Source organism: Nocardioides sp. WG-D5 (assembly GCF_054031175.1).
This window is the reverse complement of record NZ_CM132928.1, coordinates 4,277,187-4,291,028: the sequence shown is the minus strand read 5'-3', so window position 1 is coordinate 4,291,028 and position 13,842 is coordinate 4,277,187. Positions and strand designations below refer to the sequence as shown.

Annotated in this window: 10 protein-coding genes and 1 tRNA gene; 6 read left to right on the top strand and 5 right to left on the bottom strand. The window is 70.9% G+C overall.

What is annotated here, in order from left to right; all coding sequences use genetic code 11:
* Nucleotides 1–12 precede the first annotated feature (12 nt).
* Nucleotides 13–88 (top strand) — tRNA-His (locus ACWZJV_RS20675).
* A gap of 52 nt (nt 89–140) precedes the next feature.
* Here the strand turns inward: ACWZJV_RS20675 and ACWZJV_RS20670 are convergent.
* On the bottom strand, nt 141–1,031 hold the full coding sequence (locus ACWZJV_RS20670; protein WP_457178305.1) for a Vgb family protein: 891 nt from the start codon (nt 1,029–1,031) through the stop codon (nt 141–143).
* 114 nt (nt 1,032–1,145) lie between these two features.
* Here ACWZJV_RS20670 and ACWZJV_RS20665 point away from each other — a divergent pair, with 114 nt between their 5' ends.
* Nucleotides 1,146–2,021, top strand: a complete 876-nt coding sequence (locus tag ACWZJV_RS20665) for a bifunctional helix-turn-helix transcriptional regulator/GNAT family N-acetyltransferase (RefSeq protein WP_457178303.1) — start codon at nt 1,146–1,148, stop codon at nt 2,019–2,021.
* A gap of 98 nt (nt 2,022–2,119) precedes the next feature.
* Here the strand turns inward: ACWZJV_RS20665 and ACWZJV_RS20660 are convergent, their stop codons facing one another.
* On the bottom strand, nt 2,120–2,986 hold the full coding sequence (locus ACWZJV_RS20660; protein ID WP_457178301.1) for a PfkB family carbohydrate kinase: 867 nt from the start codon (nt 2,984–2,986) through the stop codon (nt 2,120–2,122).
* On the bottom strand, nt 2,986–5,355 hold the full coding sequence (locus ACWZJV_RS20655; RefSeq protein WP_457178299.1) for a phosphoribosyltransferase domain-containing protein: 2,370 nt from the start codon (nt 5,353–5,355) through the stop codon (nt 2,986–2,988). The genes ACWZJV_RS20660 and ACWZJV_RS20655 overlap by 1 nt, the downstream gene beginning before the upstream one ends.
* Before the next feature lie 136 nt (nt 5,356–5,491).
* Between ACWZJV_RS20655 and ACWZJV_RS20650 the strand changes: the two genes are divergently transcribed.
* Complete coding sequence (locus ACWZJV_RS20650) at nt 5,492–6,961, top strand: cellulase family glycosylhydrolase (protein ID WP_457178297.1); 1,470 nt, start codon at nt 5,492–5,494, stop codon at nt 6,959–6,961.
* Between the two features lie 56 nt (nt 6,962–7,017).
* Nucleotides 7,018–7,593: a TerD family protein gene (locus ACWZJV_RS20645; protein ID WP_457178295.1), complete on the top strand. Its 576-nt coding sequence runs from the start codon at nt 7,018–7,020 to the stop codon at nt 7,591–7,593.
* A 24-nt stretch (nt 7,594–7,617) separates the two neighbouring features.
* On the opposite strand, the gene ACWZJV_RS20640 is transcribed toward ACWZJV_RS20645, so the two are convergent.
* Entirely contained in the window at nt 7,618–8,406 is a 789-nt protein-coding gene (locus ACWZJV_RS20640) for a HoxN/HupN/NixA family nickel/cobalt transporter (RefSeq protein ID WP_457178293.1), read from the bottom strand.
* Nucleotides 8,407–8,615: 209 nt separating this feature from the next.
* On the opposite strand from ACWZJV_RS20640, the gene ACWZJV_RS20635 reads away from it, so the two are divergent.
* Both ACWZJV_RS20635 and ACWZJV_RS20630 read left to right on the top strand, forming a co-directional pair.
* Nucleotides 8,616–12,869, top strand: coding sequence for a LamG-like jellyroll fold domain-containing protein (locus ACWZJV_RS20635; RefSeq protein WP_457178291.1), 4,254 nt, complete (start codon nt 8,616–8,618; stop codon nt 12,867–12,869).
* Nucleotides 12,869–13,531: a hypothetical protein gene (locus tag ACWZJV_RS20630; RefSeq protein ID WP_457178289.1), complete on the top strand. Its 663-nt coding sequence runs from the start codon at nt 12,869–12,871 to the stop codon at nt 13,529–13,531. Before ACWZJV_RS20635 ends, ACWZJV_RS20630 begins: the two co-directional genes overlap by 1 nt.
* Here ACWZJV_RS20630 and ACWZJV_RS20625 read toward each other — a convergent pair.
* Nucleotides 13,512–13,799, bottom strand: coding sequence for a hypothetical protein (locus ACWZJV_RS20625; protein WP_008359235.1), 288 nt, complete (start codon nt 13,797–13,799; stop codon nt 13,512–13,514). The two genes, ACWZJV_RS20630 and ACWZJV_RS20625, sit on opposite strands and share 20 nt — an antisense overlap.
* Nucleotides 13,800–13,842: the final 43 nt, after the last annotated feature.

Sequence of the window (13,842 nt, the reverse complement as noted above, 5' to 3'; positions counted from 1 at the left end):
TCCGGGTCGATGGTGGGCGTAGCTCAGCTGGTAGAGCATCGCGTTGTGGTCGCGAGGGTCGCGGGTTCAAGCCCCGTCGCTCACCCCATGAGAGCGAGGTTCAGACACCGACCGAGGTCGGGTTTGAACCTCGCTCTTTCTCATTCGCCCGCCACCACGACTCGCGCCAGCGCACCGTGCTCGAGAGCGACCCACAGCGCGCCGTCCGGCCCGAGGGTGAGTCCGTGCGGCTCGGAGTTCGGAGTCGGCAGCGCGACTGAATCGATCACGCCGTCGACCGTGATCGACCCGACACGGTTGGCGCCCCACTCCGAGAACCACAGCACGTCGCCGGCGCCGGCGGTGATGGCGTGCGGGCTCGCTCCCCGGTCGGGCAGCGGATGCTCGCTGATCTTCCCGTCGACGGTGATGCGGCCGATCTGACCCGCCGCGATCTCGACGAACCACAGCGCGCCGTCAGGGCCGAGCGTGATGCCGACCGGGGCCGCGTCGGGCGTGGGAAGCTCGTAGAGGGTCACCGCGCCGCTCAGATCGATCCTGCCGATCGCGTTGGCCCGGTTCATCGTGAACCACAGCGCCTCGTCCGGCCCGGCAACGATCGCGGACGGGAACGCCTCGGCAATCGGGAGCGGAACCTCGGTGACCGCGCCGTCGGTGGCGATACGTCCGATGGAGTCGGTGGTCGTCTCGGTGAACCAGACCGCTCCGTCGGGCCCTGCGGTGATGCCGTAAGGCCCACACTCCCGCAGCCCGAACTCGGTCACCATGCCATCGACAGAGATCCGGCCGATCCTGTTCGCGCGGTACTCGGTGAACCACAGTGCTCCATCCGATCCGGGAGCGATGATCGTCGGGCCGCAGTCGGCCGCCAGCTGGAACGTCTCCGGCGACCCTCCAGGAGCGAGACGGCCGATCTCGCCGCTGCCCTCGAGGGTGTACCACAGCGCCTGGTCTGGGCCTGCGGCGATGGCGTACGGGCCGCAGCCCGGCACCGGATGCTCGGTGATGCGGCCGGTCGATGGGGACGTCATGGATGCCTTTCGCTGTCGCCTGCTGCACTCCACTCTCGGCCCGCGGGCGCGGCCGGAACAACTGGTTATCGGAGACACTTGGAATCTTCGAATTACCTGACTAAAGTCAGATATATGACAGTGGACACCTCGGTGATGCGCAAGTTCAACATGAGCTACGTCCGCCGCGTGGGAGCGCTCGAAGAGTCCTTCCTCGGCAGCGGTCTCCCCTACGGCACGGCGCGGATCCTCTACGAGATCGGCCTCGGCGCCGAATCCGTCCAGGACCTGCGCATCCGCCTCGGCGGCCTGGACTCCGGCTACGTCAGCCGGATGCTGCGGAGCCTGGAGAGCAAGGGATACGTCGCGACGAAGCGTGACCCGGCCGACGGCCGGCGCCGGCTCGTGGTGCTCACCGAGGACGGCCTCAAGCAGTGGGACGACCTCGAGCGGCGCTCGGAGGAGCGCGCCCACCTCCTGCTCGACCCGCTGACGCAGCGGCAGCGCGACCGCCTCAACGAGGCGCTGGCCACCGCCGACCTGCTGGTGCGAGCGGCCACGATCACCATCGAACCGGTCGACCCGCGCGACCCGATGGCCCAGGAGGCGATGGGCCACTACTTCGCCGAGATCGGCGAGCGGTTCGGCTTCAGCGTCGGCGACGAGGGGTTCGGCGACGACCCCTCCCTCCGGCCGCCGCACGGCTCCTTCTTCGTCGCCGCCAGCGACGGCGCCCCCGTCGCCTCGGGCGGGGTGCGGGAGTTCGACGGCACCGGTGAGATCAAGCGGATGTGGGTGGACCCCGCCTGGCGCGGCGCCGGCCTCGGCTCACGCCTGCTGCGCCACCTGGAGGCCGAGGCGCTGCGGCTGGGCCACCGGGTCGTACGCCTCGACACCCGTGACGTCCTCACCGAGGCGATCGGCATGTACGAGCGAGCCGGCTACGAGCGCATCGACCGCTACAACGACAACCCTCACGCCACCCACTTCTTCCGCAAGCAGCTGGGCTGAATGCCGACCGAGGCGATGTCCTGAGCTTGTCGAAGGGTAACTAGGTCAGCGCTCGCCTTCTTCGTGGAGTTCCACGAAGGAGGCGAGCCTCTACCGAGTTACCTCGGTGAGCATCCCCCGGCCGCCGCGTAGACCTCCAGCCGGTCCAGCGGCGGCTGCGCACTCGGGTGGGCGACGGCGGCCGCACCCACCGCGCAGGCCGTACGCAGCGCCTGCTCGTCCGGCGCACCCGAGAGGATCGCGAGGGTGAGCGCCGCCGAGAAGGCGTCGCCGGCACCGACGGTGCTGACCACCTCGGACACGGGCATGGCGGGCACGCGCGTCACCTCGGCACCGCCGACGAACATGGCCGCGCCCGAGGCCCCGTAGGTCACCGCGACCCGCTCGGCCTCCCGCAGCTCGGGCATCGCGGCGTACTCGGTCTCGTTGACGATGAAGAGGTCGACGCGCTCGACGAGGTCGGCGGGAAGCGGCTGCGCCGGGGCCGCGTTGACCGCGACGAACCCGGTGGCCTGCGCGGCCACGGACCGGACCACGTCCACAGAGAGCTCGAGCTGCATCAGCACGGCTTCGTCAGGCCCGACCGCGGTCCCGTCGACGCCGACCAGCGCGTTGGCGCCGCCGCACACCACGATCTGGTTCTCCCCCGCCGCGTCGACCGCGATCAGCGCGGTGCCGGTCGGTGCGTCGACCGTGCGTACCGCGGCGACGTCGACCCCCGCGGCCCGGATGGTCTCGACCGCCGCGGCGCCATCGGCGTCGGCGCCGACGGCTCCGACCATCCGCACCCGCGCCCCCAGCCGGCTCGCCGCGACCGCCTGGTTGGCACCCTTCCCGCCGACGTCACGGCGCAGCTGCCCGCCTCCGACGGTCTCACCGGCCCCGGGCAGCCGCTCGACGAGCGCGGTCAGGTCGACGTTGATGCTTCCGACGACGACCAGGGGCTGGGGCGGCCGCACCGGCATCAGGGACGCAGCAGCCCGACGCAGGAGTAGGGCAGGTCGGAGACGCGCTCCACGGGCACCTCGCGCGCCTCGGCGAGCTTCCTGACCTGGGCCAGGTCGGCGTCGCGCGCCGGGTCCACCAGGACCATCGCCGGCTCGCCGTGCAGCAGCAGCCGAACGGTCTCGTCGACGCCGGCCACGACCAGGCTGACGTCGCCGTCGCCGAACCGCTCGGCCACCTCCTCGACCGCGTCCCAGCCCGCCCACGTCGGGGTGTGGTCACCGCCGAGATGAGCCTCCAGGTCGAGCATCACCTTGGTGCGTACGATCGGGAACCTCGCCGCGACCGTGTCGATGAACTTCTTGGACACGTCGGCCGGAGCCAGGTCGGCGTGGAACACCGCGCCGTGGAAGTCGTTGGGTCCGACCCGGTCGTCGTCGACGACGGGACGCGAGACGAGACCCGAGACGGTGGCGTCGAGGCACGCCGACGGGATCAGGTAGTCCTCCCGGGTGCCGTAGATCGACACGCTCCGGCCCGGGTCGGCGAGAGCCGCGAGCTCCGGGGAGAACGGCGAGGAGAGATGGGCGTCGAGCGTCGAGTTGGCCTTCTCCACCGACGCCGCCAGCTCGCGGGTGACCGCGCCGGTGCCGGTCCACCCGTCCACGAACATCACCCGGGCGGGGTCGTGGTTCGCGGCCAGATAGGCGAGCGCGGTCTGGTCGATGCCGCGTCCGTGCGTCAGCGAGATCGCGTAGTGGGGCAGGTCGAGCCCGTGCACGCGCTGCGCCCAGCGCCGCATCAGCACGCCGATCGGAGTGCCGGACGGGGCCAGGGAGACCAGCACGGCATCCTGTCCGCGCCGCGCCAGGACGTGCTCGGTGACCAGGCCGACGGCGTACGCCACGCGCTGGGCCGACGCGCTCAGCGCCTCGTCGAAGAGCTCTGGATGGGCCGGCGCGCTCTCCTCGGCCGGCGTCTCCGCGTCCTCCGAGGAGAGGTCCTTGAGCAGCCAGGCGACGTCGTCCCGCTCGTAGGAGCCGAACGCCGGTCCGTGCAGCGGGTCGGGCAGCTGGAGGGCCGGCTGGTCGTGGCGCGGCTCCGGCGCGAACGCCGGGATGGTCACGACCACGACCCGCGGCGCCATCCGCGCGAGCTGGTCGACCAGGCCGCCCTCCGCGTGCAGCGCGGGGGTGTCGGCGGGTTCGTCGACGACGAGCACGATCGCCTCGAACGCACCCTCACGCAGGTTGTAGGCGAACCGCGGACCGTCACCGTCGGCGGGAGCGTCGTGGGACGGGAAGGTGATCGCGGTGCGGATCGCATAGCCCGGATCGTCGACGTCGAGCACCGGCGACCGCGTCGTCGTCGAGTAGGTGATCTCGTGGCGGCGGCCCTCGGCCGCCCGCCGGTCGGCCAGCGCGGAGGCGATCCGCAGGGGTGCGTACATCAGCTCCTCGGTGCCCAGGACGTGCACCGGGCCGTCGGGGATGCGGCCGGCGATGGCCGCGGCGGTCACCGTGACGGCGGACTCGTAGGTGCCGGCGGCGCTGGGCGTGAAGCCGTGGCGGCCGCCTTCCGGGACGGCCCGCGGCCAGGTCGCGACGACCTGGACGATCTCGCCGCGCGGACGCTGGGTCGGCTCGACGCCGGCCAGCTGACGGAGGTTCTCGACGGTGTCGATGAGCCGGTTGCCGTTGTCGGCGAGGTCCTCGGGCAGCTCGATCTCGCCGCTGGCGATGGAGACGACGTCCACGGTGGCACGCAGCCGCTTGATCGAGCGCTCCATCCGGCCACGGTCGTCCTCGGAGCGCAGGTCGACGAGGGCGGCCACGACGTAGTGCTTGCGCGGGAACTTCTTGTGCAACGCCCGGATCGTGCTGACGACGGTCTTGCCGGTGATGATCTCGTCGTCGACCAGCACCAGCGTCTCGGCACGAGCGAGGAAGGCCGGGTCGGCGGGGAGCAGCCGGTGGGCGGTGGCGTGCGAGTGCTCCTCGAAGAAGTCGGCGACGGACTCGATGCCGTCGATGACCCGTCGGGTGGAGTGCAGGTAGGGCGCGCCCAGCGCGTCGGCGACGAGGTGGCCGAGCGCGGTCGCGGTCTCGGCGTAGCCGAGCACCACCGCGTCGCCCGTGACCGCGGCGCGAGCCTTGGCCCCCAGGCGCAGCCCGGCGTCGGTCACCAGACGCGGGTCGGTCGGGACGTGCTTGCCGAGGACGGAGGAGACGAGAAGCTGCGCCCGGCGGGGGTTGCGTCGCACCGCCAGACCGACCAGGTCGGTGATCATCATCCCGCTCGGCGCGTCGGTCGTCCTAAGACGCACACCCAGACGTTCGGCCACCCAGGTCCCCGACCAGCCGCTCGCTTCGTCTCTCACAGGTGACATTCTCCCCCAATGTTCCGCACCTGACTCAACCGCACGTGGGTCTTGATGTCCACTGCCGGTCTCGTACGGGCCACCGCGACGCCCAGAATGAGAACACGTTCTTGTCGGTGGCGGCAGAGAGCGCTAGGTTCCGCTCATGTCACGTCGCTCGGGAAGCTTCGGAATCGTTGCCGTCACGGCGGCTGTGCTCGCGTTCGGGACCTCGCTGCTGAGCCCGGTCGGGCCGGCCGGAGCCGACCCCGCGGAGACCCCGCGGTTGGCGCGCGAGGGACGCTGGCTGGTCGATCAGCACGGCCGGATCGTGCTCGTGCACGGGCAGAACCTGGTCTGGAAGCACGATCCGTACGTCCCGCCCGACTCGCCCGAGGGCTTCACCGCGGCCGACGCGGAATGGCTGGCCGAGCACGGGTTCAACGGCGCCCGGATCGGCACCCTGTGGGCGGGCGTGACCCCGGACGCTCCCGGCAAGGTCGACGAGGACTACCTCGACGACTGGCAGCGGGTGATCGACCTGCTCGCCGACGAGGGCATCTGGATGCAGTACGACTTCCACCAGGACATGTGGCACGAGACCTACGGCGGCGAGGGCGTGCCCGACTGGGCCGCGAAGCGGCCGGCGCCCTACCACCTGCACCCGCCGATCAAGCTCTCCTTCCCGGCGACCTACATCACCCCCGAGCTGGCCACCGTCTACGACAACTTCTGGGCGAACAAGGACGGCGTCCAGGACGGCTGGGCCGCGGCCTGGGGCGCGGTCGCGCAGCGGTGGGGCGACCAGCCCTACTCGATGGGCTACGACCTCATCAACGAGCCGTGGGCGGGCCGGGAGTGGCTCTCCTGCCCGATCACCGGGTGCGCGAGCTCCTACCGCGACGAGTTCCAGCCTGCGTACGAGAGGGCGACGGCGGCGATCCGCGAGTCCGATCCCGACGGGATCGTCTGGTACGAGTCGCAGCTGCTCGCCAACCAGGTCCCCAACTCCGCCTTCGGACCGGCGAACGACGACCAGGTCGGCTACTCCTGGCACAGCTACTGCCCCTACGGCTACCTCGACTCCCAGGGCATTCCGATCGGGGTCAGCGGGTGCAAGGACTACGACGAGACCCACAACACGAAGGCCCTCGAGCAGGCCGAGACGATGGGCGCGACCAACCTGATGTCGGAGTTCGGCGCGACCGACAACACCGAGCTCCTGGCCATCGACACCGCCTCGGCCGACGACCACTTCACCTCCTGGATGCACTGGGCCTACAAGCACTGGGACGACCCGACCACCGCCGACGGCCGCCAGGGCATGTTCGCCGACGACGCCGATCTGTCGACGGTGAAGCAGGAGAAGCTGCGTACGCTCGTCAGGACCTACCCGCAGGCCACGGCCGGCACCCCGGTCGATCTCTCCTTCGACCCCGAGACTGGCGCCTTCAGCTACACCTATGAGCCGTCCGCGGCGATCGACGAGCCGACCGAGATCTTCGTCAGCCCGATCCACTATCCGAACGGTCCCGAGATCTCCGTCGCGGGCGGCCGGGTCGTCGGAGAGGCCGAGCACCACCGGATCCTGGTCGAGGCGACCGGAACCGGGCCGGTGACCGTCACGATTGACTAGGCTGGTCTCGTCCCGCCCGCTCCGGCCAGTGTCGGCCCAGCCATCGGAGGATCAGTTTGTCCGTCTCGCTTGCTCGGGGACAGTCGGTCTCGCTCACCACAGGTGACGGCAGCAGCATGACGCACGTGCGGATCGCGCTCGGCTGGGACGCGGTGCGGAAGGGCCTCTTCGGCGGTTTCCGCGGCGCCGACGTCGACATGGACGCCTCCGCGATCCTCTACGATGCGGCCGGATCCCACGTCGACCAGGCCTGGTTCCGGCAGCTGAAGTCCCGCAACGGCGCCGTCGTGCACACCGGCGACAACCGCACCGGTGCCGGTGAGGGCGATGACGAGTCGATCATCGTCCACCTCGACCAGGTGCCGCCCGAGGTCGCCCAGATCGTGTTCACGATCAACTCGTTCACCGGGCAGAGCTTCGCCCAGATCCAGAACGCCTTCTGCCGTCTCGTCGACGAGAACACCCGCACCGAGATCGCCCGGTTCGACGTGAGCCAGACCGGCCCGCACACCGCGGAGATCATGGCCAAGGTCAGCCGCTACGACGGCGGCTGGACGATGACCGCGCTCGGCGAGATCGGCAACGGGCGTACGTTCCAGGACCTGCTGCCCTCGATCGCCCCGACGCTCTGACGCCCGGCCGACGCCTGGGCGGCCTCAGCCGAGGGAGCCGACGCCGACGACGGTGAGCCCGGCGCCGAGGACCGTGACGCCGAGCGCAGCCAGGATCGGCGTGACCTTCGCCGCGACCTGCAGGTACGCCTGGGACTCGGCGACGCGGACGACGAGGTTGTTGCCGGCCAGGGCCAGCAGACCGACTCCGAACAGGATCGTCGCCATGCCCAGGCCGAAGGTGATCACCAGCAGCAGCGCGAACGCCGAGCGGCCGGCGAACAGGCCGGTCACCAGCACCAGGAACGCGCCCGGGGACGGCGTCAGGCCGCCGGAGATGCCGAGCAGGACGATGCCGGGGCGGCGTACGCCTGCCTGATCGTGACCATGGGAATGGCCGTGCGAGTGGCCGTGTGAGTGCCCGCGGCCGGTTCCGGCGCGCGCGGAACGCCAGTGCCGGCGCAGCAACCAGAGCCCGGTGCCGACGACCAGCACCCCGGCGACGATCTGCAGGCCGGCGGTGAGGTTCTCCAGGCGTACGAGGTCGGAGAGCGAGAAGAACGCCCAGGCCACGGCGATGACGAGCACCGAGAAGGTGTGCATCACCGCCACCGACCCACCGAGCCAGGCGGCGTCACGCACGCGGCCCTCGGAGCCGATCAAATACGCAGCCGCCAGGGTCTTGCCGTGTCCGGGCGCGATCGCGTGCGCGGCGCCGGCGGCGAAGGCGAGCACGAAGGCGGCCGCGGCGATCCCGGGCTCGTCCAGGTAGCCCTGCACCCGCTCGACCAGCGCCGCCGCGCCGAGCCAGTCGCCCGTGAAGAAATCGTTCATGTCAGGCGCAAACGATGGCACAGGGATGCGTCGGTGGATACGGCTGCGGCAACCGTTTACCAAGTCGACAGCCGGGCGTCGACAGCGCTGCTCGGCCGTGTTCATCCGATCTCAGGATGCTTTCAGACTGGCCGGACACGGGTGTCCGGCTGTTCGGCACCTCGGGCGATGCCGCACGTCTCATTGCCGCATGACCCCCAAGGAGCATCGTGTTCGCCGTAACGAGTGCCAGCTTCGCCCGACCCAGACGAACGCGGCTTCTCGCCGCGGTCGCGGGTCTGGCCCTCGCCGGGGGCGTCGTCGCCGCCCTCCCCGGCGACGCCGTCACACCCGCCAGTGCCGCGACCTACACCGCGGTCGGCGCACCGCTGACCGGGCCGCCGCCGGCGGCCCTGGCGACCGTGGACGCCCCGACGGCCGACGTGCTCGACATCGACTTCGAGGGCGGCGCTCCGCACGAGCGCGCCCGGTCCCTGGAGCCGCGCACCTGGGGCGCGCCGACGTACGGCACCGACGACACGCTGGCCGAGACGCCGACCGGCGTCATGACCGTCGACGGCGTCGATGATGCCGTCTCCGTCGAGCACGACCCGTGGGCCGACCTGCAGCAGGGCTTCACCATCGAGTGCGTCTTCCGGGTCGAGACCACGCTGCCGACCAGCAACGAGAAGGACCTCTGCTCCAACAAGGAGGCCGGCGGCTACTCGGTCTACGTGACCGGCTCCAACCTGGGCACGATGGCCCACATCGGTGGCGGCTACAAGTCGGTGCTGACCCCGATCACGGCCGACCGGTGGTATCACGTGCTCTCGGTCTGGGACGGCCAGACGCTGAGCCTCTACGTCAACGGCACCAAGGCCGGCTCGACCGCGGCCACCGGCACCCTGCAGGCCCCGGCCGCCACCTCGCGCCGCTTCGTCGTCGGCGCCGACTCGGCGCCGAGCGGCATCGGCCAGCCCGCCCCGCCGGCGTCCTTCGCCGGCGCCTCGCTCTTCGCCCGTGCGGTGACCGACGCCGAGGCCGCGGCCCTGGCGGGCGCCTACGACACCGCTCCCCCGGTGCCGGCCGCGGACGTGCTCGACGTCGACTTCGACGACGGCACGCCGTCGGACGACACCGGCCGCGCCGTGACCACGGTCGGCGAGCCGGTGATCTCCGACGACACCGCGCTGAAGGCCAAGGTCGCCTCCTTCGACGGCTCCGACGACGCGTACGCCTATGCGATGGGCTCCTCGGCCTGGGACCTGATCGACGACCAGGTCTCCATCGAGTGCACCTTCAAGGACAACGGCACCTACCCGAACGGGACCGAGCACTCGATCTGCTCCGAGAAGGAGGGCGGCGGCTACTCGATCGTCGTCTACAGCGGGAAGCTGACCTTCGCGGTCCACGCCGGCGGCGCCTACCGCAACGCACAGGTCGCGATCGAGACCGGTCGCTGGTACCACGCGGTCGGCACCTGGGACGGCACCACCGCCCGGCTCTACGTCGACGGCCGGCTGGCCGCCTCGATCGCCGCGCCCGCCCCGCTGACCCGCCCCGGCGGCAGCGCCCTCAACTCCTTCTACGTCGGCGCCGACTCGGTCAACCAGTTCTGGTCGCCGGTCACCGTACGCAACGCCCGCATCTTCACCGACGTGCTCACCGCGGACCAGGCCGACGCCCTCAACGTGGCTGCGCTCGGTGACGTCCGCGACGCGGGCGTGGTCGTCAACGGCACCACTCCCGCGGCCGGTGTGCACCTCACCACCCCGACCGAGTTCGCCGTCGACGTCACCAACCAGGGCAACGCCTCGGGCTGGGCCTACACGCTGGACGGGGACCCGATCCAGCCCGGTCAGGAGATCGGCGCCGGTCTCGCCGCCGGCGAGCACACCATCGAGATCACCGCGAAGGACGTCTTCGGGCGACCGGTCGCGCACACCTCGACCTTCACCTCCGACGCGATCCCGACCGGCGGCGGGACCGACACCGGCCAGGGCGAGGGCACGGTGACCCTCTCCGCGATCGCCAACAGCCCCGACGGCTCCGACGTGACCACGACCTTCAAGGCGGCCTCCGCCTCGGTCGCGGACGGCGGCTTCCAGGGCGTCGTGCCGGTGCTCCCGAGCGCGCTCGAGTTCGACTACTCCTCGCCCGAGACGATCGCCGGAAAGCAGGCGCCCGACGGCAAGACCACCGACAGCGCCTCGAGCAAGCTCATCCCGTTCCAGCGCTACGACGTCACCGTCCCGGCCTCCGACGCGCGTCGCCACGTGGTCTGGACGGGCACGGCCGACCCGGCCCGATCGGTCTCGCTGCGGGTGTGGAACACGGTCGAGAACCGCTGGGACGAGCTCGCCTCCGCCCGCGGGATCGCCGACGGCGACACCACGCTGCGCGGCCGTACGCTGGCCGCGCACGTCGACGACGGCGTCGTGCACGTCCTGGTGACCGGCATCGACCCGTTCGCCGACGACCTCTCGCCGCGCGACGAGACGGCCGCCGACGACAAGGACCACTTCGAGAACCCCGAGGACTACGACTTCTCCTTCGCCCACTTCACCGACACCCAGTACATCGCCGAGGGTGCGGCCGGCGGGACGTACGAGAACTTCAACGGGATCGAGGAGCCCTCCGACGTGCAGCTGGTCGAGGAGCAGGCGGTGTGGCAGCGCGCCTACCGCGCCGAGACCGAGTGGATCCGCGACAACGCCGACCGGCGCAAGATCGCCTTCACCTCGCACACCGGTGACGTGACCGAGAACGACACCAAGGACCCGTTGGCCAGCGATGCCAACGGCAACCTGCTCTACCCGGGGCTGGACGAGCAGATCACCCGCGAGTTCGAGTTCACCTCGGACGCGCAGTCGACCCTGGACAAGGCCGGCGTGGTCAACCAGGTCGTCGCCGGCAACCACGACAACCAGGGCGGCAAGGAGATCGGGCCGCAGTCGCGGTTCAGCCGCTACTTCAGCCCGTCGCGCTACTACGAGGCGGCGCAGACCTGGCCCGAGGGTGCCTCCTACCACGCCTGGGACGAGGAGACCGACGCCTCGGGCAACGTGGTCACACCCGGCACGGACAACCAGAACAACTACGTGCTCTTCTCCGCCGGCGGGCTCGACTTCGTCGCGGTCGGTCTCTCCTACGGGGTCACCGAGGAGGAGGCGGCCTGGGCGAGCGAGATCTTCTCCCGCTTCCCCGACCGCAACGGCATCCTGAGCACCCACGCCTACCTGGCGCCGTCCTCGGCTCCCGACGGGCGCGGGGCGAAGTTCTCCACCGACGGCTCCCGGCTCTACGACCAGGTCGTGGAGGCCAACCCCAACGTGTTCCTGGTCCTCGCCGGCCACGAGCACGGCGTCGGCACCAACCTCAAGCGCGGCATCGGCGCCACCGTCTCGCACAACGTGGTGGAGCTGCTCGCCGATTACCAGTTCTACAAGGTGACCGCCGGGGAACTCTTCCCCGACTCCGTCGACGCCTCCGGCAACATCGACCTCAACGGTGACGGCACCGTCGACCACAAGGCGACCGACCTGCTGCAGTTCGGCGCCTCCTACCTCCGCCTGCTGCAGTTCGACACCGAGCGCTCGGAGATGTCGATCGACACCTACTCCCCGCACCTGGACGACTTCGGGGCGACGGAGTACGACGACCGCCACCGCTACAACGGCGCCGAGGACAACCTGACGCTCCCGGTGGACCTCTCCACCCGGCGTACGTCGTTCACGACCGACGCGCTGACGGTGGTCACCCCCACCGACACCGTGATCGGCACGGACACGGCACGTTCGGGCTGGCCGGCGACGGTGGAGTGGAGCGGGCTGACCGAGGGTGAGGTGTACGCGTGGACCTCGACCTCGCGCACCGGTCAGGCCGGTGAGACCCAGACCCTCGGCTCGATCGACCAGTTCGGCGGCGTCTTCCTGGCCACCGCGGCGGGCACCGACACCACACCGCCGGTGCTGAAGGTCCCGGCCTCGACGACGCTGCAGGTGGGGGCCGAGTTCGACCCGCTGGACGGGGTCAGCGCCACCGACAACGCCGACGGTGACCTCACCTCGTCGATCCAGGTCACCGGGAGCGTCGACACGAACACGCCGGGCGCCTACCCGCTGACCTACACGGTCACCGATACCAACGGCAACCAGGCCGTCGCCTCGCGCGCGGTCGTCGTGGAGGAGCCCGAGACGCCCGACCTGAAGCCGGTCACGCTCACCGCGAAGGACGTCACGGTCCGGTTCGGGCGGGACCTGACGCTGCGTACGTCGATCACGCCGCGCAGCGCCACCGGCACGGTGCAGTTCCTCATCGGCGAGGACGTGCTGTGCGAGGCGCCCGCGCGACGCGGGGCGGCCGAGTGCGACGTGGACGTGCTCCCGCCGCCGGGGCGCCACCAGGTGCAGGTCGTCTACCCGGGCGACCCGGCTCACCGGCCTGCCACCACGAACTTCACGCTCACGGTCAAGCAGCGCTAGTGGCTCTTCTGCCCCGGGCTCTCGCGGTGGTCGCCGGCTTCGTGCTGGCGGCCACCGCGGGCCTGCCCGCCGACGCTCATCCGTTCGGAGCCCCGCAGACCGCGACGATCGCCGGGAGCACCAGCGCCCCCGAGGTGACCTGGCGGTTCGGGGCCACCGACGACATCGCCTACCTCGCCGTGCAGGTCGGCGCGCTGCCGCCGGACCGGATGACGCTCGACGGCGTCGTCCTCTACGAGTCCGGCGACGAGACGGCGCTGGCGCGGTCGGAGGCCTATGCCGACTACGTCCTCGACCACATCCGGATCGAGGGCTGCGACGGGTCGGTCGAGCCGGGCGAGGATCTCATCGCCGACGGCACCACCGTCACCTTCGACTGTCCGTCACCGACCTCGTCCACGAGGATCGAGATCGACATGCTGACCGACCTGCATCCTGCGTACCAGACCCTCGCCTCGGGCCCGAACGGCCAGAAGGCGGCGTACGCAGGCGACGCCCGCTCCCACGGCTGGTCGCTCGACGAGTCCCGGGCCGCGGCGACGGGGCTCAGCGCCCTGGTGCAGCTCGGCGGCACGCTGGGCGTTCTCGCGCTGGCCGGCGTCGCCGCGTGGTGGCTGGTGCGACGCCGCCGCTCCGCGGGGACTAGCGCTTCAGCTTCTTGATCTCGTCCTTGGCGGCCTGCTGGGCGATCGCCTCGGCCTGGGCCTCCTCGCCGAAGACGCCCTCGACCTTGGCCTTCTCGACCTTCTTGAACTGGCGCAGCATGCTCCAGGCGATCACCGCGACGGCGACGCAGAGCGCGATGAAGATGCCGAAGGCGGTCCAGCCCGCCACGACGTCCTCGTCCTGGGGCGGGTTGGGCTCAGGAGCGGGCTGAGAGGTGTGGAACGACTGCGTCGTCGCCAGAGTCGTCATCGGAAGGCCGGACATGGGGACATTGTCTCACCTTCGCCTGAGAATGCTTCAGCCTGGG